This window comes from Mammaliicoccus sp. O-M54, from assembly GCF_022386035.1.
GTDB lineage: Bacteria > Bacillota > Bacilli > Staphylococcales > Staphylococcaceae > Mammaliicoccus > Mammaliicoccus sciuri_A.
Genome location: NZ_JAJNJE010000003.1, coordinates 246,640 through 270,168 on the forward strand (window position 1 = coordinate 246,640; position 23,529 = coordinate 270,168).

General features: G+C 32.5%; 18 protein-coding genes. 1 reads left to right on the plus strand and 17 read right to left on the minus strand.

Going from position 1 to position 23,529, the window contains the following annotated elements; all coding sequences use genetic code 11:
• Positions 1-61: 61 nt before the first annotated feature.
• The 13 genes from thrS to LQ673_RS07215 all read right to left on the minus strand — a co-directional run bounded on the left by thrS (position 62) and on the right by LQ673_RS07215 (position 16,749).
• The gene (gene thrS, locus LQ673_RS07155) at positions 62-1,990 is read right to left on the minus strand and encodes a threonine--tRNA ligase (RefSeq protein ID WP_239745026.1); all 1,929 of its coding nucleotides are present in this window, start codon (positions 1,988-1,990) and stop codon (positions 62-64) included.
• A gap of 314 nt (positions 1,991-2,304) precedes the next feature.
• Positions 2,305-3,225 carry a primosomal protein DnaI gene (gene dnaI, locus LQ673_RS07160; protein WP_191835668.1) on the minus strand — a complete coding sequence of 307 codons (921 nt, stop codon included), beginning with the start codon at positions 3,223-3,225 and terminating at the stop codon, positions 2,305-2,307.
• A complete protein-coding gene (locus tag LQ673_RS07165) occupies positions 3,225-4,607 on the minus strand; it encodes a replicative helicase loading/DNA remodeling protein DnaB (RefSeq protein WP_191835669.1) in 1,383 nt (460 codons plus the stop codon). Before LQ673_RS07165 ends, dnaI begins: the two co-directional genes overlap by 1 nt.
• 11 nt (positions 4,608-4,618) lie before the next feature.
• On the minus strand, positions 4,619-5,077 hold the full coding sequence (nrdR, locus tag LQ673_RS07170; RefSeq protein ID WP_025904300.1) for a transcriptional regulator NrdR: 459 nt from the start codon (positions 5,075-5,077) through the stop codon (positions 4,619-4,621).
• A 179-nt stretch (positions 5,078-5,256) separates the two neighbouring features.
• A complete protein-coding gene (locus LQ673_RS07175) occupies positions 5,257-6,291 on the minus strand; it encodes a glyceraldehyde-3-phosphate dehydrogenase (RefSeq protein WP_191835670.1) in 1,035 nt (344 codons plus the stop codon).
• A gap of 162 nt (positions 6,292-6,453) precedes the next feature.
• The gene (gene coaE, locus LQ673_RS07180) at positions 6,454-7,050 is read right to left on the minus strand and encodes a dephospho-CoA kinase (protein WP_191835671.1); all 597 of its coding nucleotides are present in this window, start codon (positions 7,048-7,050) and stop codon (positions 6,454-6,456) included.
• A gap of 8 nt (positions 7,051-7,058) precedes the next feature.
• Positions 7,059-7,931, minus strand: coding sequence for a bifunctional DNA-formamidopyrimidine glycosylase/DNA-(apurinic or apyrimidinic site) lyase (gene mutM, locus LQ673_RS07185; RefSeq protein WP_126477565.1), 873 nt, complete (start codon positions 7,929-7,931; stop codon positions 7,059-7,061).
• A gap of 21 nt (positions 7,932-7,952) precedes the next feature.
• Entirely contained in the window at positions 7,953-10,574 is a 2,622-nt protein-coding gene (polA, locus tag LQ673_RS07190) for a DNA polymerase I (protein ID WP_191835672.1), read from the minus strand.
• 191 nt (positions 10,575-10,765) lie between these two features.
• On the minus strand, positions 10,766-12,472 hold the full coding sequence (gene pnpS, locus LQ673_RS07195; protein ID WP_191835673.1) for a two-component system histidine kinase PnpS: 1,707 nt from the start codon (positions 12,470-12,472) through the stop codon (positions 10,766-10,768).
• Positions 12,465-13,175 (minus strand): response regulator transcription factor, encoded by a 711-nt coding sequence (locus LQ673_RS07200; protein WP_037588492.1) that lies wholly within the window; start codon positions 13,173-13,175, stop codon positions 12,465-12,467. Before LQ673_RS07200 ends, pnpS begins: the two co-directional genes overlap by 8 nt.
• Positions 13,176-13,319: 144 nt before the next feature.
• Positions 13,320-14,252 carry a malate dehydrogenase gene (gene mdh, locus LQ673_RS07205; protein WP_191835674.1) on the minus strand — a complete coding sequence of 311 codons (933 nt, stop codon included), beginning with the start codon at positions 14,250-14,252 and terminating at the stop codon, positions 13,320-13,322.
• 62 nt (positions 14,253-14,314) lie between these two features.
• Positions 14,315-15,583: an NADP-dependent isocitrate dehydrogenase gene (gene icd, locus LQ673_RS07210; RefSeq protein WP_025904308.1), complete on the minus strand. Its 1,269-nt coding sequence runs from the start codon at positions 15,581-15,583 to the stop codon at positions 14,315-14,317.
• A gap of 47 nt (positions 15,584-15,630) precedes the next feature.
• Positions 15,631-16,749 carry a citrate synthase gene (locus LQ673_RS07215; RefSeq protein WP_037588495.1) on the minus strand — a complete coding sequence of 373 codons (1,119 nt, stop codon included), beginning with the start codon at positions 16,747-16,749 and terminating at the stop codon, positions 15,631-15,633.
• A 427-nt stretch (positions 16,750-17,176) separates the two neighbouring features.
• On the opposite strand from LQ673_RS07215, the gene LQ673_RS07220 reads away from it, so the two are divergent.
• Positions 17,177-18,532: an amino acid permease gene (locus LQ673_RS07220; protein WP_037588496.1), complete on the plus strand. Its 1,356-nt coding sequence runs from the start codon at positions 17,177-17,179 to the stop codon at positions 18,530-18,532.
• 189 nt (positions 18,533-18,721) lie between these two features.
• Here LQ673_RS07220 and pyk read toward each other — a convergent pair whose 3' ends face one another.
• From pyk to accD, 4 genes are all read right to left on the minus strand, one after another.
• A complete protein-coding gene (pyk, locus tag LQ673_RS07225; protein WP_191835675.1) occupies positions 18,722-20,482 on the minus strand; it encodes a pyruvate kinase in 1,761 nt (586 codons plus the stop codon).
• Positions 20,483-20,512: 30 nt separating this feature from the next.
• Entirely contained in the window at positions 20,513-21,478 is a 966-nt protein-coding gene (gene pfkA / locus LQ673_RS07230; protein ID WP_037588500.1) for a 6-phosphofructokinase, read from the minus strand.
• 238 nt (positions 21,479-21,716) lie between these two features.
• Positions 21,717-22,661: an acetyl-CoA carboxylase carboxyltransferase subunit alpha gene (locus LQ673_RS07235; protein WP_126477571.1), complete on the minus strand. Its 945-nt coding sequence runs from the start codon at positions 22,659-22,661 to the stop codon at positions 21,717-21,719.
• Positions 22,654-23,523: an acetyl-CoA carboxylase, carboxyltransferase subunit beta gene (gene accD, locus LQ673_RS07240; RefSeq protein WP_025904314.1), complete on the minus strand. Its 870-nt coding sequence runs from the start codon at positions 23,521-23,523 to the stop codon at positions 22,654-22,656. Before accD ends, LQ673_RS07235 begins: the two co-directional genes overlap by 8 nt.
• Positions 23,524-23,529: the final 6 nt, after the last annotated feature.

The following is a 23,529-nucleotide window of genomic DNA, read 5'->3' on the forward strand; positions in this document are numbered from 1 at the left end:
TATTTAATTAAATTTCACTATTAAAACTATACCCGATGATTCCAGAAATTTCAATAGGATATTACTTTTTTAGTCGAATTTCATCCACAATATTCCAGATGAATTCGCCTTTTTCAACTGTTTTTGAATCTTTAGATCCGTATTGACGTACATTTACTTCTTGGTTTTCTACTTCTTTATCACCGACTACTATTTGGTACGGTATTTTTTTCATTTGAGCTTCACGAATTTTATATCCCATTTTTTCGTTACGGTCGTCAATATGAACACGCACACCTTGAGATTTTAATTCATCGTTTAATGCTCTTGCATAATCGTAATGTAAGTCAACATTTACAGGTATAATTTCCACTTGTTTTGGTGCTAACCAAAGTGGGAATGCACCTTTAGTTTCTTCTATTAAGAATGCAGTAAATCTTTCCATAGTAGAAATTACGCCTCTATGAATAACAACTGGACGATGTTCTTCACCATCATTACCGATATAAGTTAAATCAAATTTTTGTGGTAATAAGAAATCTAATTGAGCAGTAGAAAGTGTTTCTTCTTTACCCATTGCTGTTTTAACTTGAACGTCTAATTTAGGGCCATAGAATGCCGCTTCACCGATTGCTTCTTCGTATGGTAATGCCATTTCATCGATTACTTCTTTAAGAACCGCTTGTGCTTTATTCCACATTTCGTCATCATCGAAGTATTTTTCTTTATCTTCTGGATCGCGATAACTTAATCTGAATTTGTAATCCTCGAAACCGAAATCTTTATACACATCAAGAATCATGTTAACAACACGTTTAAATTCTTCTTTAATTTGGTCTGGACGAACAAAGATATGTGCGTCATTTAAAGTCATACCTCTAACACGTTGTAGACCAGATACTGCTCCACTTGCCTCATATCTATGCATCATACCTAATTCAGCTATACGAATTGGTAACTCTCTATATGAATGACGACTATTTTTATAAATCATCATGTGATGTGGACAGTTCATAGGTCTAAGCACAAGTTCTTCATTACCTAAATCCATTGGTGGGAACATATCTTCGTGATAGTGATCCCAATGTCCAGATCTCTTGTAGAAATCTACATTAGCCATAATTGGTGTATACACATGGTCATACCCCATTGCGACTTCTTTATCTACAATATAACGCTCTAATTCACGTCTAATTGTCGCACCATTTGGTAACCATAAAGGTAATCCAGCACCAACATCTTGGTTAGTAGTAAATAATTCTAGTTCTCTACCGATTTTACGGTGATCACGTTCTTTTCTTTCTTCTAATACTTTCAAGTATGCTTTTAATTCCTTTTTATCAAAGAATGCTGTTCCGTATATACGTTGCAACATCTTATTGTTTGAGTCACCTCTCCAATAAGCACCTGCAGTAGATAACAATTTAAATTCTTTAATTTTTGAAGTTGAAGGAACATGTACGCCTCGACATAAATCTGTAAATTCACCTTGAGAATAAAGTGTTACGTTTTCGTCTTCAGGAATAGCATCGATCAACTCTAATTTATACTCATCATTTTTAAAGAATGCTTTCGCTTCATCGCGACTTACAACTTTACGTTCAATTTTAAAGTTTTCATTCACAATTTGTTTCATTTCTTTTTCGATAGTTTCAAAGTCGTCACTAGAAATTTTATGTTCTGTATCTACATCGTAGTAGAAACCACCTTCGATTACAGGACCTACGCCAAACTTCACATCTCCGTATAATCTTTGTAAAGCTTGTGCCATTAAATGTGCAGTTGAATGTCTTAACACTTCTAAAGCTTCATCGCTTCCTGGTGTAACGATTTCAATTTCTCCATCATTTTCTAAAGGTCTTGTTAAATCTACTAACTGACCATTAAATTTACCAGCTACAGCTTTCTTTCTTAAACCTGGGCTAATAGATTGAGCGATTTCTTCAGTAGTTGTGCCTTGCTCAAACCCTTTTACATTACCGTCCGGAAACTTAATATTTATCTCACTCATAACGACTTCCTCCTCTTTTTTATTAAAGAACACAAAAAAGAGACCTCATCCAAAGGGACGAAATCTCTCGCGGTACCACCCTCATTAACGTACTTAACAAATAAGCACGATAACTCTACATAAGATAACGGTCTTGAGCCGAATGTGGATTAACACATCATGTATTGAGGGAGTAACTATTTATATTGCATTATCTCAATTTCAGCTCAATGAGACTCTCTGTGAATGCTTTATAGACGTCATGTCCTCTAAATTTGTATATTCATTTAAGATAATTCAATTATACAACTCTACTGTAAAATATCAAGCTAAAATTAAGCGCGATAGTTTTTACCATCTAATTCATATGGCTCAGAGATTGTTTTAATACGTTCCATTATTCGACTAGCTTTCGTTATTTCTGAACCTTGTCGTGTTTTGCTCAAATGAAATTCTAACTCTTCAAAGTTAAAATTCGAACTAAAGAATGTCGGTAATTTATGGACCATTCTATAATGCAATAATGGACCCAATATTTCATCACGAACCCATGGTGTCAGTTCTTCCGCACCTATATCATCTAGCATCAACACTTTAGCTTCACGTGCCGCTTCAAATCGACTACTGAATGATCCGTCATTAAATCCATTTTTAAGCACTCTAATAAATTCAGGCAAATATATAATTGTAGAAGGTTGCTTTTTGACTTTTAGCTGATTTGAAATTGCACCTAATATATACGATTTACCCGTTCCGAATGGACCATGAATATATAGTCCTTTAACTTCATCACCAGCTACAATTTTATTACAGATATCCATAGCCTTCTTAATAATTTGCATACGAGATTCATTATCGATATATATATCTTTGATCGTCGCTTTCAACGTTTCTTCTGGCATTTGGAATGATGTCACTAAACTTGATTCAAATCTTTGTTCATCGTATTCGATTTTGTTCGGACATGGTAAGTACCTTGTTTTGATGTGGTCATTCTCAATGTATAGTTCAGGTACATGACCTTTCACAAAGTTGATACAAGTGCCATAACTCCCACATTTCTCACAACATTTCGATTGATCTTTATATGCTTGTAATTGATCTAAATCTCTATCAATCATTTCGTTCGTTAATTCAGATTGATGTTCTTCTAAAAATGCCTTTACTTCATTATGAGACAATGTATCTTTTTTAATTTTTTCTAATCGTTTTTGAAAATCTTTATTTTGTTTCAAATGTTGTCCAAGTGGTTCCATTATTGATCACCTTCTTTCCAAAAAGCTTCCATTTCTTTTTGAAGCGCTTGTTTTCTTTTTTCAAACGCAGCATCAGATTCATGATCATTTTGTTTCTCTTCTTTAGTTGATTCAGAAGATTTTTGTTTTAATAACCATTCTGGTGTCTTTTCAATTGATTTTAATTTATAAGGGTTATTTGCATTACTTTTACGTTCTTTTTTCTTCTCTGCTTTTTGTTTATCGAGATTTTTAACGTAATGATAAGCTTCTTCAGCTGAAGATAATTTAAGCTTTTTCCAATTCGAAGCAATTTCTTCAATATATGCTTTCGGTAATTGCATATTATTTTTAAACATTACATACTCTAACAATATGTTAATTACACCATACGGTAATTTTTCGCGTGTAATAATATCTTCAACAGTTCTCTTTTGTGATATTGTCGGTTCAGACTGCGTAAATGATGATAACACGTCTATTGGACTTGTCGTATCCAACAGTTCAAACCAAGACAATAAAGAGTTCACTTCACTGTTTTCAGCATGCGCATTTGTTTTAGGCTTTTCATTTTTTAAATCTAATGTTGGTAGTTCACCTTCATGCTCAATTTGATAAATTGTACGTGCATGTTTTCTTAAATCTTGTAATGAAATCGTTTGGTTTTCTGTAATGGATTTTAAAATAATAGACTTCATTTCAACTGGTGTAATACCATATAACGTAGCAATTTGTATGATGACTTCTTTCGTCTGTTTATTTAAAATCTCTTTAGAAATCAAATGATTACTCAACAATAATTCTAACATTTCAAAATCAAATTGAACGTCTGACAAATCGAGACCTTTACTTTTATATTCGGGTCGAATATTGATATCATCTTGTTGTTCAACATTCGTCAACTTTGGCACTTTAAATACATCAGTAAAGCTCTTGGTCACTTCATGAAAACCTTCTGTTGTCACACTGTCATCTTTATATCTATTTTTTAATCTAATATATCTCGACTTCCCAATTTGTTGATATAAAAATACAGATAATAAAGGATCATTAAAAAATTGTTCTGCTGTAGCAGGTTGCTCTAATTGATAAATAAATGATTGCGCTTCTTGATTCGTCTTAAAATATGTCTTCAGTAAGCCAATACCTTCTAACAAGTCTAAAGCATCTCTAAAGCTAGATAAATTTATTCTTAAATCATTCATAATTGTATAATGATTATACGCTTCTGTTTCATGATGATAATTAAACTGCGATAAATATAAATAAACACCAATTGCATCAGTTCCAATTAATGGCGTATATAAACTAACTAATATATCTTGATGTACATGTGTATAATTATAATTCGATTTAACATAGAAGCCATCACTTGGCTTGATACCACTAAAATATTCCGCCATTAATACTCACCTTACTTTCGGTCTTTCAATATGCCTTGCATAGACTTTAATAATTGATCGACATCTTTAAATTCTCTATATACTGATGCAAATCTTACATAAGATACTTGATCGACATCCATTAAATGTTCCATAACTTTTTCACCAATATCATTTGAAGATACTTCTGTGTTACCTTCAGATCTTAATTCTTTTTCAACTTGATTTGTAATTTCTTCTAATTTTTGATAAGCAACCGGTCTTTTTTCACAAGAACGTACTAAACCGTTTAATATTTTATCTCTATTAAATGTTTGTCTTGCGCCGTCTTTTTTTACGACGATTAAAGGTGTGAGCTCTACTCTTTCAAAAGTTGTGAAACGAAATCCACATGATTCACATTCTCTTCGTCTTCTAATTGCTACTAAATCATCCGCGTGTCTAGAGTCTACAACTTTGGAATTTTCATATTTACAGTTTGGACATCTCATTCGTTTCACCCCTCATATACTTATTACATAGGTTGATTATACAGTAGTTTGTTATTTTTTTAAACGCTCACTACTTTTCAAAATGCACTTATAGATACTTAACAGTATTATTATTCAATAAAAAAACGTAATGCGGTATTTAATTTACCACATTACGTTTTAAATGTACCTTATATCACTTATGAAATTTTTTGTTCTCTCACTTCTGAAAGTATTTGAGCAATTTGTTTTGCTAGTTCAACAACTCTCATTGAGTAACCCCATTCATTATCATACCAAGCAAGTACTTTCACTTTATTATCTGCAATGACCATTGTAGATTGTTCATCAACGATTGCTGAATGTGGATTCGTTTTGAAATCAATTGAAACAAGCGGCTCATCATTAACATCCATAATCCCTTTTAATGGTCCATTACTAGCTTGACGTAATGCTTCATTCACTTCTTCAACTGTTACATTTTGTTTTAAATCGACAACTAAATCTACAAGAGAAACATTAGAAGTTGGTACTCTTAATGCCATTCCATGCATTTTCCCTTCTAATTCAGGTAATACAAGTGACAATGCTTTTGCTGCACCTGTTGAAGTTGGAATGATACTATCCGTACAAGAACGTGCTCTTCTCAAATCTTTATGAGGATTATCTAAGTTCTTTTGGTCATTCGTAAATGCATGTACAGTTGTCATCAATCCATTTTCGATTCCAAATGTATCATTTAAAACTTTGACTACCGGGCTTAAACAATTCGTTGTACAAGATGCATTTGAAACAATATCAAAATCATTTAAATCAAGTGCATCATCATTTACACCTCTAACAATTGTTTGAACATGGCCACCTTTAGATGGTCCTGTTAAAATAACTTTCTTAGCGCCAGCGTCAATATGTGCAATAGCTTTATCTCCATGATTAAATTTACCAGTTGCTTCTATAACAATATCAATTCCTAAAGTTCCCCACGGTAATAATTTAGGATCTCTTTCAGATACAAGTAAAATTTTATGACCATCAATGATGATGCCATCTTCAACTGCTTTAATTTCTCCATCTAATTTGCCATGTGTAGAATCATACTTAATTAAATGAGCAATTGTTTCTGGTGGATATGAAGCATTAATAGCCACAATATTTAAATCATTTGATTTAAGTGCACCTCTTAAGACCATTCTTCCAATTCTTCCTAAACCATTAATTGCGATATTTTTCTTCATAGTCGAGAACCCCTTTTAATGTGATATACTATTTATTGCAATTAGTATATCACATTAAAAGTTTGTTGAAAACGTTTTCTATTATCTTTTTCTAAAATAATTTAAAAAAGTGGAAGAATAACAAATGCTATTCATCCACTTTCATTTTAAGCTTATTTAATTTTAAAGATTTAATGCCTTATTATTAAGTAAATCATCAATATTTTGATGTAAATCCTCTAAACTTCCATTGTTATCAATTATACAATCGGCTAATGCTTTCTTTTCATCTATTGGTATTTGTGATTGTATTCTTGCTTCCGCTTCTTCATCACTTAACTGATTACGTTCTTTAAGACGTTGTATTTGAGTTTCTTGATCTGTATAAACTAACCAAGTTTCATCGACTGTATTTTGCAATTTGTTCTCAAACAATAACGGAATATCCATTATGACATTTTTACCATGATTTAATGCCTCTTCTTTTTCTTTATCCATTATTGTTCTTACTATCGGGTGAATAATATTGTTTAGCTTTTCTCGCATTGTTGAATCTTTAAATACAATAGAACCAATATATTGTCTATTCATTTCACCATCTATAATTGCATCTTCTCCAAATACTTCTTTAACTTGTTGTAGACCAACGCTACCTTTTTCGACTGCTTTTCGACTAGCTACGTCGGCATCTACTATACAAAACCCTTTATCTTGTAAAATACGAGATACTGTAGACTTGCCGGTAGCAATACCTCCAGTTAAACCTATTACTTTCGCCATTTTTACACCTACTTTTGACAATTTGGACAATAGTGCGTGTTTCTTGTGGCAATGACTTTTTGTAATACTTGCCCGCCACATTGACCACACACTTTTTTACCATATATTCTATGCTTTTCTTGCATTGTCCCTTTTTCACCATCTGCATTGTAGTAATCAGATATACTTGAACCACCGTTATCGATACCTTCTTGTAACACGTTAACCACTTCATCAAAGACCGCTTTACGTTCTTTTGAAGTTAAGTCTTTCACAGGTCTCATCGGTAGAACGCCCGCTCTTAACAAAGCTTCACAAGCATAAATGTTACCGCAACCTGATATAACTGTATGGTCCAATATCGCGACTTTAATTGGTTTATTGATAAATTTATTTGACATCACTTTATTTAAGTAATGTTGGTAAGCTTCTTCAACAAACGGTTCTGGTGCAATTTTTAAGACTGAAGGATATTCACTTAAATCTTCCAATGCTCTTAATTCACCAAACCTTCTAATATCTGTGTATATAAGCTGTAATCCGTTATCTAATTCAAATATAACGTGCCAATGCTTCCTATGGTTATCAACTTCAATATGACTTAAATCTGGAACTGTAAAAAATGCCCCCGTCATACCGAAGTGACACATGATAACATTGCTATTTTCACCGTTATCAATTTCCATAAAAATATATTTACTTCTACGATAGACACTCATAATCTTGTAATGTTCAGTACGTTCTTTGAATACAGCTAATGAACTACCTTTTATAATTGTTTCTTTACCTGTCGATTTGCCCAATTCAACTTTTTCTGAAAAAGTTACATTTTGTATTGTGGCACCGACAATTTTAGGTTCTATCACTTTTTTAACACTTTCTACTTCTGGTAACTCAGGCATATATAATCTTCTTTCCTTTTATTATTTAGCATCATACCATGTTTGTCCTGAACTAGATTCTACACTTAATGGCACAGATAACTCGAGTGCATTATCCATGATGTCTTCTACAAACGGTTGAAATGCTTCTAATTCATCTTCTGGAACTTCAAATATTAATTCATCGTGTACTTGTAATAATAATTTAGCTTTAAAATCTTTATCTTTCATCTTATTCGCAAATTGTACCATTGCTAATTTAATAATATCCGCTGCACTACCTTGAATTGGTGTATTCATAGCTGTTCTCTCAGCAAAACTTCTTAAATTAAAGTTACGATTTGTGATGTCTGGTGTATATCTTCTTCTGTGAAGTAGCGTTTCTACATAACCTTTTTGTTTAGCATCTTGTACGATTGTATCCATATATTCTTTTACTTTAGGGAAACTGTCTAAGTAATCATCAATAAATTGCTTAGCAGCTTTTCTTGTAATACCTAAACTTTGACTTAAACCATAATCACTAATACCATACACAATACCAAAGTTAACTGCCTTTGCTTGTCTTCTCATATTTGAAGTTACTTCGTCTTTACTGACATTGAACACACGCATTGCAGTTGTCGTATGAATATCTTCATTAGCAGTAAAGGCTTCTTTCATATGCTCGTCACCAGTAATATCTGCTAATACACGTAATTCGATTTGAGAATAGTCAGCAGCAAAAATAACGTGATTTTCTTTACTTGGTCTAAATGCTTTTCTAATTTTTCTACCTTCTTCTAATCTTATAGGTATATTTTGTAGATTAGGATCTACAGAACTTAAACGACCCGTTTGAGCTAATGTTTGATTAAATCTTGTATGAATCTTACCTTCAGACGTAATCATTTTTTGCAATCCTTCAATATAAGTAGATTGAAGTTTAGCGAGTTGTCTATAGACTAATATATCTTCAATAATTGGATGTTCATTGCGCAGTTGTTCTAACACATCAACTGCAGTTGAGTATCCTGTCTTTGTCTTTTTAATAATTGGTAGTTTTAAATCTTCAAATAATACGACACCTAACTGTTTTGGTGAATTAATATTGAATTCCGAACCAGCATGATGATGAATTTGTTCAATCAATTTATCGATACGTACTTTCAAGTCTTCTTGCATTTCAACTAAAGTATCTTTATCAACCGTTATGCCGATATATTCCATTTCAGCTAATACACGTGCTAACGGTAATTCTAAATCATCGTGTAGACTTAATTGATCTTTTTCATCTAGTAATTCAGTCATTTTATCTTTTGTTTCATAAACTGCTGTTACCTTTTTAGCGATACTTTCAAAAAGCATATCTTCTTCTGGGACGTGCAACTTTTTACCTTTGCCATATATACTTTCATCATTCGGTACATAATAAATGCCAAATTCTGATACAACTGAGTATACATCATCAATTGTTCTAGAAGGATCTAAAATGTAACTCGCTAACATTGTATCGAACTGAATACCATTAATTTCAATACCTAATCTTTTACATAATATAATCGTTTTTTTAGCATCATAAGTTGCAAATGTTACTTGATCATTTTCAAGCCATTGTTGTAATTTTTTATGTTCTTTTAAAACATCAAGAGAAACAACATAAGTTTCGTCATTTGCATGAATCGCAAATCCAAGTATATCTGCTTTTAAATAATTAGCTTCGTTCGTTTCAAAATGAATAGCCGCTTCAGTTACATTATCAAAATCAAAGTCATCAATATCAGTTGAGTATTTAATCTCTCGGTCATCTGTTGCTTCAGCACTTGCATCCATTTGATCAAGCAATTGTTTGAATTCTAATGTCTTAAATAACTTTATCTTCTCGTCATTACTTTGTTCTGTAAGTTTCAAGTCATCAATTGTGACTTCAATAGGAGACTCACGATTAATCGTAGCTAGCTCTTTACTTAACTTAGCATTGTCTTCGTTATCTATTAATTTTTCTTTCATTTTTGATTTCTTTAACTCATCAATATTTTCATAAACACCTTCTACAGTCTCAAACTGTTTCAGTAATTTAATCGCTGTCTTCTCACCAATTCCAGGCACACCTGGTATATTATCTGACTTATCACCCATAAGCCCTTTCATATCAATAATTTGGTTAGGTACTAAACCATCATATTTTTCAGCGATAAATTCAGGTGTGTAATGATCAATATCTGTTACACCTTTTTTTGTATAATAAATCGTTACATTTTCACTTGCTAGCTGAGTTAAATCTCGATCACCCGTAATAATAATCGTCTTAATATTTTTCTCATCCGCTTCACGAGATAATGTACCGATAATATCATCCGCTTCATAATTTTCTAATTCATAATGTTTAATATGATAACTTTCCACAAGTTGACGGATATATGGTAATTGGCTTCTTAATTCATCCGGCGTCTTCTCACGACCACCTTTATATTCACTGTACATATTATTTCTGAAAGTTGTTTTTCCAGCATCAAAAGCAACCATAAAATGAGTTGGCTCTTCTTCTTTAATTATTTTATCTAAAATCATCGTAAAACCATATATAGCATTAGTATAAACGCCAGCTTTATTTGTTAATAAAGGCAAAGCAAAAAATGCTCTAAATGATAAACTATTACCATCAATCAGTACCAATTTTTCCACAATAAGATACCTCCATCTTTATATTGATTATATTTTATCATATCTCACAATATAATAAGATTGTTTCGCATAAATAAAAAAAGCGAAATACACAATGTATTTCGCATAATCATCAAAATGAAGGGGTCTATGTTTATTCTATCTGTTCATGATTAATTCAATATGAATAAATTGTAAAGATTGTATGAAGATTACTTATTAAAGAGTTTCACAATAAAGTTAGATCCTTTTCCAACTTCTGATTCAACTTTGATTTGTCCATTATGCGCTTCTACAATATGTTTCGTAATGGATAAACCAAGTCCTGTTCCTCCTGAATCTCTACTACGCGCTTTATCTACACGATAAAATCTTTCAAAAATTCGTTTTTGTTCATCTTTAGATATACCTATACCATTATCTTTCACAGAAATGATTTGACCATCATCTACTTCTTTAATGGTTATAATAACTTCACTAGATTTCGGTGAATAACTAATGGCGTTCGTTAATAAATTAATCAACACCTGTGTTAATTTATCTTTGTCACCATATCCATACACTTCTTTATCGATATGATTTGTAATGTGTATGTCTTTTTTAGAAGCAACATTTGATACTGTATTAATCGAATGTTCGCCAATTTCTGTTAAAGATATTTGTTCTTTCGGTATCTCGCTATTTTGTTCGATTTTTGATAACTCGAGTAAATCTTGAACAAGTGATTGAATTCGATTAGATTCATCTAACATAATATTTAAGAACATATCTAACGATTCGGGATTATTTTTAGCACCATCTAATAATGTTTCCGCAAATCCTTTTATCGATGTAATTGGTGTTCTTAATTCATGAGATACATTAGCCACAAAATCTTTTCGCATATGTTCTAATTTCTTCAACTTCGTTATATCATGCATAACGACAACTAAACCTAATAGATTTCGTTTTTTTCGGGATAATACTGGAATAACTGAAACTTCAAAGAACTTATTATGAACATCATTGATATACATTTCGACTTGTTCAAACATAGGTTTTTCTAATTTTAACGCTTCGTTCATCATCTGTATAATCTCAACATTAGGCATTGCTTCTTTAAATAACTGTCCTTCTGAATGACTGTTTCTATCAAATAAGTCATGATACGTCTTGTTTGCGATGACAATATAACCTTCTCTATCTAACATTAAAATTGCACTTGGAATATTCTCTAAAGTCGTTTCCAATCGATTACGTTGCAATTTCTGTTCATTATTTAAATTATCTAATGTTCTAGCAAGTTCATTCGTATTAACAAAGAGTTCTTTCGTTTCTTTCACATTACTTTCTGGCACTCTAACACGATATTTACCAGAAGCCAATAATTTAGTAGCGTATGTCACTTCTTTAATTGGATGAATATAAGAAGTGTTAATATATCGAACGACAAAATAAATTAAAGGTAATGTAAAACATAAGACTAACAATAAATATTTCCAAATATCTTTTTGAATAATCGCTATCGTATCTGTATGTTTTGCAATGACAACTGTATAATCACCATACGTTCTTGCATACATGACTTCAGATTCTGACTTGTCTACTGCAAAATATTCATCAAAAGCTTTTGCATCAGATATAGCTTGCTTTTTATTTTGATTAAATATATTTGTATCTTTTTCACTTGAACGATATAACACTCGTCCATCTTTTTGCAGTAAAATATCTTGATCAAAGACACTTAAAATATCTTTAAGATTTTCAGGATTATTTTTTGCAATATCGTAAACTTTTTTGGATTCAGTCTTTAATAATTTTTGCTGTTGTTTAGAAATTAAATCGTAACTAGAATTATGAAGGAAAAACCCTAATATAAGAAAACTTACAACAGTAACCGTTGTAAGTATAATTAGTAATTTATTATAGAACTTAATCATTATTCTTTGGTCTTTCTAACTTATAGCCTAAACCTCTCACCGTTTTAATGAATTGAGGTTGTTTAGGATTTTCTTCAAGTTTATCCCTCAAATGACTAATGTGCACATCGACTATTCTAGAGTCTCCAGCAAATTCATAATTCCAAACTGAATTCAACATATGTTCTCTAGTTATCACACGACCTTGTCTCTCAATAAGGTAAAGTAAAAGTTCGAATTCTTTTGGTGTCAATTCTAATAACTCATCATTTCTATACACTTCAAAGAAGTCAGGTCTAATTCTAATTGCACCTAGAATAATATCTTCATCATCATCTATGTTTTTATTTTCAACTTGCCCAACGCGTCTTAATATAGCTTTAACACGTGCTACAACTTCACGAGGTGAAAATGGTTTAGTCATATAATCATCTGCACCTAATTCTAGACCTAATACTCTATCAAATTCATCGTCTTTAGCTGTAAGCATAAGAATGGGAACTTGGTTTTTATCTGATCGAATCGTTTTACAAACTTCAATTCCATCTTTCTCAGGTAACATTACATCTAATACTACTAAATCTGGTTTCTCTTCATTAACTTTCTCTAACGCTTGAACTCCATCATAAGCTACAATTACTTGGTAACCAGCTTGTTCTATATTATATTTAAGCAATGTAACGATAGATTGCTCATCGTCTACTACCAATACTTTTTGTGACATTCAAGGTCCTCCTTAAGCGATTTAATATAATTATAACTTAAATTATTAAAAAAATAATGGTTATTTAGAGAACTTTACAAAAAGTTAACACTAGCTAAATAAAACAGACGCATTCAAAGCAGAATGCGCCTTTTAACTGTTATTTTATTGTAAAATATTCTTTACTGCTTCAACAGATTGAGCAGATTCATCAAGTAATTGCTTTTCTTCGTCAGTTAAGTCTAACTCAATGACTTTTTCAATACCTTTAGCACCTAATACAGTTGGTACACCTAAATAGATGTCTTGATAACCATATTCACCTTCTAAATAAGCAATTGAAGGTAATACTCTCTTTTGATCTTTCAATATTGCTTCTGTCATTTCAATTAAAGCTGCTCCTGGTGCATAGTATGCCGAACCGTTACCAAGTAAATTAACGATTTCAGCTCCACCTTTTCTTGTTCTATCAACAATTTCAGCAATTTTTTCTTCAGATAATAACTTTTCTAAAGGTACGCCACCAGCTGCTGAGTATCTAATAAGTGGAACCATTGTATCTCCATGACCACCTAATACAAATCCTGTTACATCTTTAACAGAAAGGTCTAATGCTTCTGCAACAAATGTTCTAAATCTAGCAGTGTCTAATACGCCAGATTGACCAATTACGCGCTCTTTCGGAAATCCTGATTCTTTATACACTGTATAAGTCATAGCGTCTACAGGGTTTGTTAAGACTAAGATAACGCAATTAGGTGAGTATTTAACAATTTCTTTCGTTACAGATTTCATAACATTTTGATTCGTTTGTACTAAATCATCACGTGACATACCAGGCTTTCTTGCAATACCCGCTGTAATAATGACGACATCTGAATCTTTTGTATCTTCATAATTAGCAGTACCCGTTACTTTTGAATCAAAGCCTAATACCGGTGCGCTTTCTGCAATATCTAACGCTTTCCCTTTTGTTGGGTTTTCAGATTGAGGCATATCAACAAGTACAATATCACCTAACTCTTTTTGGGCTGCTATAAATGCAGCTGTAGCGCCAGTAAATCCTGCTCCAATAATTGAAATTTTCTTTCTTGCCATGTTGTTCATCTCCTTATAATAAAAGGAAGGTTAATAAATAACCTTCCTCAAATAACAATCTATTATGGTAAATTTTTAATTAATTCATCAGCGAATTCTGAAGATTTAACTTCAGTTGCGCCATCCATTAAACGAGCAAAGTCATATGTTACTACTTTAGAAGCAATTGTAGCTTCAACAGATTGTGTTACTTTGTCAGCAGCTTCTTGCCAACCTAAGTGTTCTAACATTAATACACCACTTAATAATACTGATGAAGGGTTAACTTTATCTAAACCAGCATATTTAGGAGCTGTACCGTGTGTCGCTTCGAAAATTGCATGTCCTGTTTCGTAGTTAATGTTTGCACCTGGTGCAATACCAATACCACCAACTTGAGCTGCTAATGCATCTGAAATGTAGTCACCGTTTAAGTTCATTGTAGCTACTACATCAAATTCAGCAGGACGCGTTAAAATTTGTTGTAAGAAGATATCAGCGATAGAGTCTTTGATAATTAATTTACCTTCAGCCTCTGCATCTGATTGTGCTTTATTAGCAGCATCTTTACCTTCTTCTTCAACAATTTTATCGTATTGTTGCCAAGTGAATACGCGATCTCCGAATTCACGTTCAGCTAAATCGTAACCCCATTTTTTGAAAGCACCTTCAGTGAATTTCATAATGTTACCTTTATGAACTAACGTAACATTTCTACGATTATTATCGAATGCATAGTTAATTGCTGCTCTTACTAATCTTTCAGTACCTTCTTTAGATACTGGTTTAATACCGATACCTGAAGTTTCAGGGAATCTAATATTTTTAGCACCCATTTCATTTTGTAAGAAGTCTATAACTTTTTTAGCTTCATCTGAGCCTTCTTGGAATTCAATACCAGCATAAATATCTTCAGTATTTTCACGGAAGATAACCATATCTGTATCTTCAGGACGTTTAACAGGTGAAGGAACACCTTTGAACCAACGTACTGGACGTAGACAAGTGAATAAATCTAACTCTTGACGTAAAGCAACGTTTAATGAACGAATTCCGCCACCGATTGGTGTAGTTAATGGACCTTTAATAGCGATTAAATATTCTTTAATCGTTTCTAAAGTTTCGTTTGGTAACCATTCACCAGTTTCATCGAATGCTTTTTGACCTGCTAATACTTCTTTCCATTCGATTTTCTTTTCGCCATTATATGCTTTTTCTACAGCTGCATCTAATACTCTACTTGCTGCATTCCAGATATCTGGTCCGATTCCATCCCCAATAATAAATGGGATAACTGGATTATTTGGAACATTTAAAACGCCTTGATTTGTTGTAATTTTTTCTGCTGTCATTATATGATTCCTCCATTAAATTTGTTAGTTATATTATATTCATTAAATTAACGATTTTCAATTGGTTCATATTTACGATCACGTTCACCAGTATATTCAGCTCTTGGTCTCATAATTCTATTTGTTCTATATTGTTCAAGAATATGTGCTGTCCAACCTGACATACGGCTAATCGCAAAAATTGGTGTGAATAAGTCGTGATCAATACCCATGCTGTGATATACAGTTGCACTGAAGAAGTCAACGTTAGGTAATAATCCCTTTTCTTCTTTCATAATTTCAGCAATTCTTAAAGAAATTTCAAACAGTTCTTTTTGACCTGATTCATCTGTAATACGACGACTCATTTCTTTTAAGTACTTCGCTCTAGGATCACCATTTTTATAAACTCTGTGTCCGAAGCCCATAATTTTTTCTTTGTTTGCGATTTTTTCTTTAATGTAATCATCAGTTTTGTCGACAGTACCAATTTCAGTTAACATTTTCATAACTTGTTCGTTAGCACCACCATGTAATGGGCCTTTCAATGCGCCAGCTGCTGCTGTCACACCTGAATACATATCAGATAATGTCGAAACCGCTACACGTGCTGTAAATGTTGAAGCATTGAATTCATGGTCAGCATGTAAAATTAATGCTTTGTTAAAACCTTCTACTTCAACATCAGTTGGAACTTCACCTCTTAACATATATAAGAAGTTTGCTGCATATGTTAAATCTTTTTTAGGTTTTACAACTTCTTTACCTTGTCTTACACGAGAAAATGCTGCAACTAACGATGCAACTTTTGCTTGAATTCTAATTGCACGTTCATAGTTCATTTCTTCATCAAATTTTTCAGCATCTGGATCGAAATGCGCTAAATAAGATAATGAAGTACGTAATCCAGTCATTGGATGAACTTTATCAGTCGCATAATCTTCAAAATGTGTATACATTCTAGGGTTTAGAGTCATATATCCTAGTAGTTTCTCATTTAGTTCAGCTAATTCCTCTTTGTTTGGTAATCTTAAATTCCATAGTAAAAACATAACTTCTTCGAATAAAGCATTTTCAGTTAAATCATCTATTTCATAACCTGCATAAGTTAATTGATTATCTATGATTGAACTAATTTGAGTTTCAGAAGCAATGATGCCCTCTAACCCTTTTGCTACTTGTGCCATAATAATATCCCCCTTACTAAATAATTGCCCATATATGTAATGGCTTTCATCTATCATTATATATAATTTCTTGAGTTTTGTGAATGCGAAGGACTTTTAAACTTTAAATTCTTTAGTAATTTTAGATGAATAAAAATAAACAGTTGTAATTTTATAATTTTTATAATATTGCTATAGTAAATTAAATATATCCCGAAAACGTGAACACAAAAGGATTTACGAGTGAGTAATACCCTATCATTTTTATCAGAATACGTCATTTCGTCGTTCATCCATTCATTTTTATTATTATATATGATAAAAATAATAAATCATGTTAACAGGTATCAAACAGTTGTTAAACATTCATTTTTTAATTGCTATTTTCTTACAGTAAGCGCATAATAATAACATAAAAGTTTGTATATGAAAGAGGGATAAATTTTATATGGCTAACAATTTACAAAGGGAGTTAAGCAATAGGCATGTACAACTTATTGCGATAGGTGGTGCTATAGGTACAGGCTTATTCTTAGGTGCTGGTGAAACAATCAGTTCAGCAGGCCCTTCAATACTACTGACCTATATTATAATAGGTTTAATTTTATTTCTGTTTATGAGAGCTTTAGGGGAAATATTACTCTCAAACACTGATTTTCATTCTTTTGCAGATGTCACACATACATATATCGGCCCATTCGCGGGATATATAACAGGATGGACTTACTGGTTCTGTTGGATTGTCACTGGTATGGCTGAAGTAACTGCAGTAGCAAAATACATAAGTTTTTGGTTTCCTGACATACCAACATGGATTACAGCATTATTTACAATACTCATATTAATGACAATGAATTTAATGACTGCTAAACTATTTGGTGAATTAGAGTTCTGGTTCTCTATTATTAAAATAACAACGATCGTAGCATTAATCGTTGTCGGTATTATCATGATCGTAATGGCATATGAAACACCATACGGTACAGCTTCACTAACACATATTTGGGATCATAATGGTATTTTCCCAAATGGTATGAATGGTTTCTTCTTATCATTCCAAATGGCAGCATTCTCATTTGTAGGTATTGAATTAATCGGTGTTACAGCTGGTGAAACGAAAGATCCACATAAGACGATACCAAGAGCGATAAATAGTGTTCCAGTTAGAATTATGCTTTTCTATGTAGGTTCACTTATTATCATCATGTCAATTACACCTTGGGACAAAATCGACCCTGCCGAAAGTCCATTCGTAAAATTATTTGGACTGATTGGTATTCCAATCGCAGCAGCAATTATCAACTTTGTTGTTTTAACAGCTGCAGCTTCATCTTGTAATAGTGGTATTTTCTCAAATAGTAGAATGCTTTATGGATTATCACAAAATGGACAAGCAAATAAAAGTTTTGGTCAAACAAATAAAACTGGTGTCCCTTATAAAGCAACACTATTTAGTTGTTTCTTATTAATGATCTCAGTACTTTTAAATTACGTAATTAAAGACGCTGGTGAAGTATTTAAATATGTAACATCAGTTTCAACTGTTCTTTTCTTAGTAGTATGGTCATTAATTATTATTGCTTATATTAGATATCGTAAAATATCACCAGAATTAAACAAAGCTTCTGATTTCAAATTACCTGGTGGTGTTCCAGTAGCATGGATTACATTAATATTCTTTATTTTCGTATTCGTGTTATTGATGACTAATAAAGTGACATTAATCGCTATATTAATTACACCAATTTGGTTTATCATTTTGACATTCATGTACTTTAATCAAAAACGTAAAGTATTTAAATAAAGTAAATTAAAAACATCTCATTTTCTTGAGCAAATCAGAAAATGAGATGTTTTTTTGTAGCCTTATTTAGTAGTCATATATAGGAACCAGTATTTGCACTTTTGACCAGGACTGCTAATAACGGCATATACATTCATAAAATCAAAAAAGAGACTAGGATATCATATCCCAATCTCTATCTCACATATATTATAATACGTTAGCATATCCTTCGAACACTTTGTGTTGTTTTGGATCTAATGTAATTAATGTACCATCTGCTATTTTTTCGCGAGCGCCTTCTACACCTACGATAGTTGCTACGCCTAAGTTAAGGCCTACAACTGCAGCGTGTGAAGTTAATCCGCCTTCTTCTGTTACAATTCCTTTAGCATTTTCTAAATATGGAACCATATCAGCATCTGTTGATTGTGTAATTACAATTGACTCACTTAAATCTTTTCCTTTTAAGTCGTCAGCAGTATTTGCTACTACAGCTTTACCTACTGTTGAATGATGACCGATTCCTTGACCTTTAGCCAATTCGTCACCTACTAAATGAATCTTCATTAAGTTAGTTGTACCTGTTTCACCTGTTGGTACACCTGCAGTAATAATGATTAAATCACCATTATCAACTAAACCTGTGTTAACAGCTGTTGATACAGCATTATTTAATAATTCATCAGTTGTTTGTTTACCTTTTTTCACAACTGGTAATACGCCCCATACTAATGTCATATGACGAGCAGTTGTTTCATTAGGTGTAACTGCAATAATGTGTGAATGTGGTCTATATTTAGAAATTGTTTGCGCTGTAGCTCCACTTTCAGTTGCTGCTACGATTGATTCAACGTTTAAGTTTAAAGCTGTATGTGCAACTGATACACCGATTGCATTAACTAAATTCGTATCGATCATTTTTGAACGATCAGATAATAATTTTTTGTAATCTTGAGCTTCTTCAGCAGCTACTGCAATATTTTGCATTGTACGTACTGCTTCTTCAGGATATAATCCCGCTGCAGTTTCACCAGATAACATGACTGCATCTGTACCATCGTAAATAGCGTTCGCTACGTCACTGGCTTCTGCTCTTGTACAACGTGGGTTTCTTTGCATTGAATCTAACATTTGTGTTGCTGTAATAACTGGTTTACCTAATTTATTACATTTTTGGATTAATTGTTTTTGTACCATTGGAACTGCTTCTGGTAAAATTTCAACACCCATATCACCACGAGCAACCATTAAACCATCTGAAACTTGAAGAATTTCATCGATATTTTCAATTCCTTCTTCATTTTCAATTTTAGGAATAATTTTAATAAAATTATTTTCTTTTTCTTCTAAAATTGCACGAATATCTAATACATCTGATGGACGTCTTACGAAACTAGCTGCGATAAAGTCTACACCTTGTTCGATACCGAAGCGGATATCACTAGCGTCTTTATCCGTAATACCTGGAAGGTTTACTTTAACACCTGGTAAGTTAACACCTTTTTTATTTTTTAATTCGCCAGTATTTTGAACGTCACAGTGAACTTCACCTTTAGCGATATCAATAGATTTAACTGTAAGCTCAATTAAACCATCATCAAGTAGAATTGTTGATCCAACTTCTACATCTTCTGCTAATTTTTCGTAAGTAACTGAGAACGCTTCAGGCGTACCTTCTACTTCAGTTGTTTTAACTGTTACTTCACTACCTTTAGTAAGTTCAATTAAACCATCTTTCATGTTATGTGTTCTAATTTCAGGACCTTTAGTATCTAATAAGATACCAATATTTTTATTTAATTTAGAACTTACTTTTCTAATTGTATCTATACGACCTTTATGTTCTTCATGACTTCCGTGTGAGAAGTTCAATCTAGCAACGTTCATGCCTGCAAGCATTAATTTTTCTAACATTTCTTCTGATTCTGATGCTGGACCTATCGTACATACAATTTTTGTCTTTCTCATATTAAAATGACCTCCGTAGTTTTTCTTTTTTTATATAGATAATTGATGTGCTAAATTATACATTTTCTTGTCGATGTTGTGTTCTGCTTGGAATATTTCATCAAAATGCGTACATGTTAATTCATTTTGTTGGATTCCAACTGCTTTAGCACTATCACCTTGCATAAGTAATTCAACTGCATAACCGCCTAAACGAGAAGCAAGTACTCTATCCATTCCAGTAGGTGTACCACCTCTTTGAATGTGGCCTAAACATGAAACGCGTGTATCAATGTTAATAAATTTCTTTAATTCTTCCCCACATTGATGACCAGTCATGACACCTTCAGCACAAATAATGATAGAATGTTTTTTCCCTCTATCCATACCATGTTGAATTTTTTCAGCGATTTCTTCAATGTCTGATTTAACTTCTGGAATTAAAATTGTTTCCGCTCCAGCTGCTAATCCTGACCATAGCGCTAAATCACCAGCGTCTCTTCCCATTACTTCAATAATAAAAGTACGTTCATGACTTGATGCTGTATCTCTTATTTTATCGACAGCATCAATGATTGTGTTAAGTGCTGTATCAAAACCAATTGTAAAGTCTGTACCATTAATATCGTTATCGATAGTACCGGGTACACCGATAGTTTTAAGATTTTTAGCTTCTTCGCTTAATCTTTGTGCACCTCTATAACTTCCATCTCCACCGATAACAACTAATCCTTCTATACCTCTTTTTTCAAGGTTTTCAATTGCTTTCGCACGCACTTCTTTTTCTTTAAATTCTGGACATCTAGCAGAATAAAGGAATGTACCACCTCTTTGAATCATGTCACCAACTGAACCTAATTCAAGTTTTTTGATATTATCATTTATTAAGCCTAAGTAACCTTGGTATACACCATAAACTTCAATATCATGATAAATAGCTTTACGAACAACTGCACGAATTGCTGCGTTCATCCCTGGTGAATCTCCACCGCTCGTTAAAACCGCAATTTTTTTCATAAATATACAGACCTCTCTTGTTATATGATTGTTAATTTAAAAATAACACAAATATTGGCTTGATTCCATTAAAACTACTGTTATTTAAATATGTAAACGTCTTCTTAAAAAAAGATTCCAACTTTTGTAATTTTTCAAAAGTTGGAATCGCTTAATTTTAATTCAATTATGCACATATACATAAATTTATGAAAAGAAATTATATCAGTATAAATGATTACTTGTCATTTTAAATATCCTAATCGATATAACTTCCTATATTACGATACTTATTAAAACGATCTTCAACTAAACTTTCTGCATTTAATGTTCTTAAGTCTGAAAGATGTTTTTCAATTGATGTCTTTATAAGTGATGCTTGTGATTCTAGATGTTTATGAGCACCACCAAATGGTTCTTTAACAACTTCATCTACAACATCTAAATCAAATAAGTCAGGTGCTGTAATTTTCATTGTTTCAGCTGCCATTTGAGCAAGCCCAGAATCTTTCCATAACAATGCTGCTGCACCTTCTGGAGAAATAACTGAATAAGTACTATTCTCTAACATAAGTAGACGATTGGTTACGCCTAATCCAAGTGCGCCACCACTTCCGCCTTCACCAATAACTATAGAAATAACAGGTACTGTTAAAGATGCCATTTCGACTAAGTTTTTAGCAATAGATTCACTTTGTCCACGTTCTTCTGCAGCTTTACCTGGGTATGCGCCTTTCGTATCAATGAACGTAATGATCGGTCTATTAAACTTTTCAGCCTGCTTCATTAAACGCAATGCTTTACGATATCCCTCAGGATGTGCCATACCAAAGTTTCTATAAATATTATCTTTAGTGTCTTTACCTCTTTGATGACCTATAACAGTCACAGGTAAGCCATTAAAGTAAGCCAATCCACCTATTAATGCTGGATCATCACGGAAAGTACGATCACCGTGAAGTTCGATAAAATCATCAAATATGTAAGGGATATAATCTAAAGTTGTAGGTCTTTCTTGTAATCTCGCAACTTGTACTCTATCCCAAGGCTTTAAATTATTATAAATGTGTTCAGTTTCTTTTGTTAAAGTGGCTTCCAATATTTCTATTTCATCTGTTAAGTCTACACCATGTTTTTCTTGATAAGATTGTAGAGATGCTATTTTTTCTTTAATTTCTTCTAAAGGTTTTTCAAATTCAAGCATTGTCTTTCACCTCGTTATGATGCATCTTAAGCACAGTACTTAAAGTTTTATACATATCTTTTCGATGTACAACTTTATCTAATTGGCCATGTTCTAGTAAAAATTCTGCAGTTTGGAAATCGTCAGGTAGTTTTTCACTTATCGTTTGTTCAATGATTCTTCTACCAGCAAATCCAATTAAAGCTTTCGGTTCTGCAAAGTTCAAATCACCTACTGAAGCAAAGCTTGCTGAAACGCCTCCAGTTGTAGGGTGTGTCATGTATGAAATGAATAGTAAGCCTTTATCACTATGACGTTTAATGGATACACTTGTCTTTGCCATTTGCATAAGTGAGATGATGCCTTCTTGCATTCTTGCACCACCACTTGCTGTGAACAATACAAATGGTAAATTGTGATCTGCACAATAATCGACAATTCTACAAATTTTCTCTCCTACTACTGCACCCATACTACCCATTCTAAATCTTGAATCCATAACACAAATACCATAAGGAATACCGTCAATTGACGTTACACCAGTAACGACTGCATCATTTAAACCAGTGCTTTTTCTATCTTTTTCTAATTTTTCTTCATATCCAGGAAATTCTAATGGGTTTGAAGCAGTCATACCAACATCAAACTCTTTAAATGCATCTTCATCACTCACAGCTCTAATTCTATCGTGAGCAGTTAATGCAATATGATGATCACAGTTAAAACAGACATTTAAGTTTTGAACGAGCTCTTTTGTATACATGATTTTTTTACATTTAGGGCATTTAGTCATGATACCTTCAGGCACGTCATTATCTTTACTGTTTTGAACAGTTACATATTTTTTCTTTTTCTGGCTTCGATTGAACAAGTCTTTAAACATGTCACT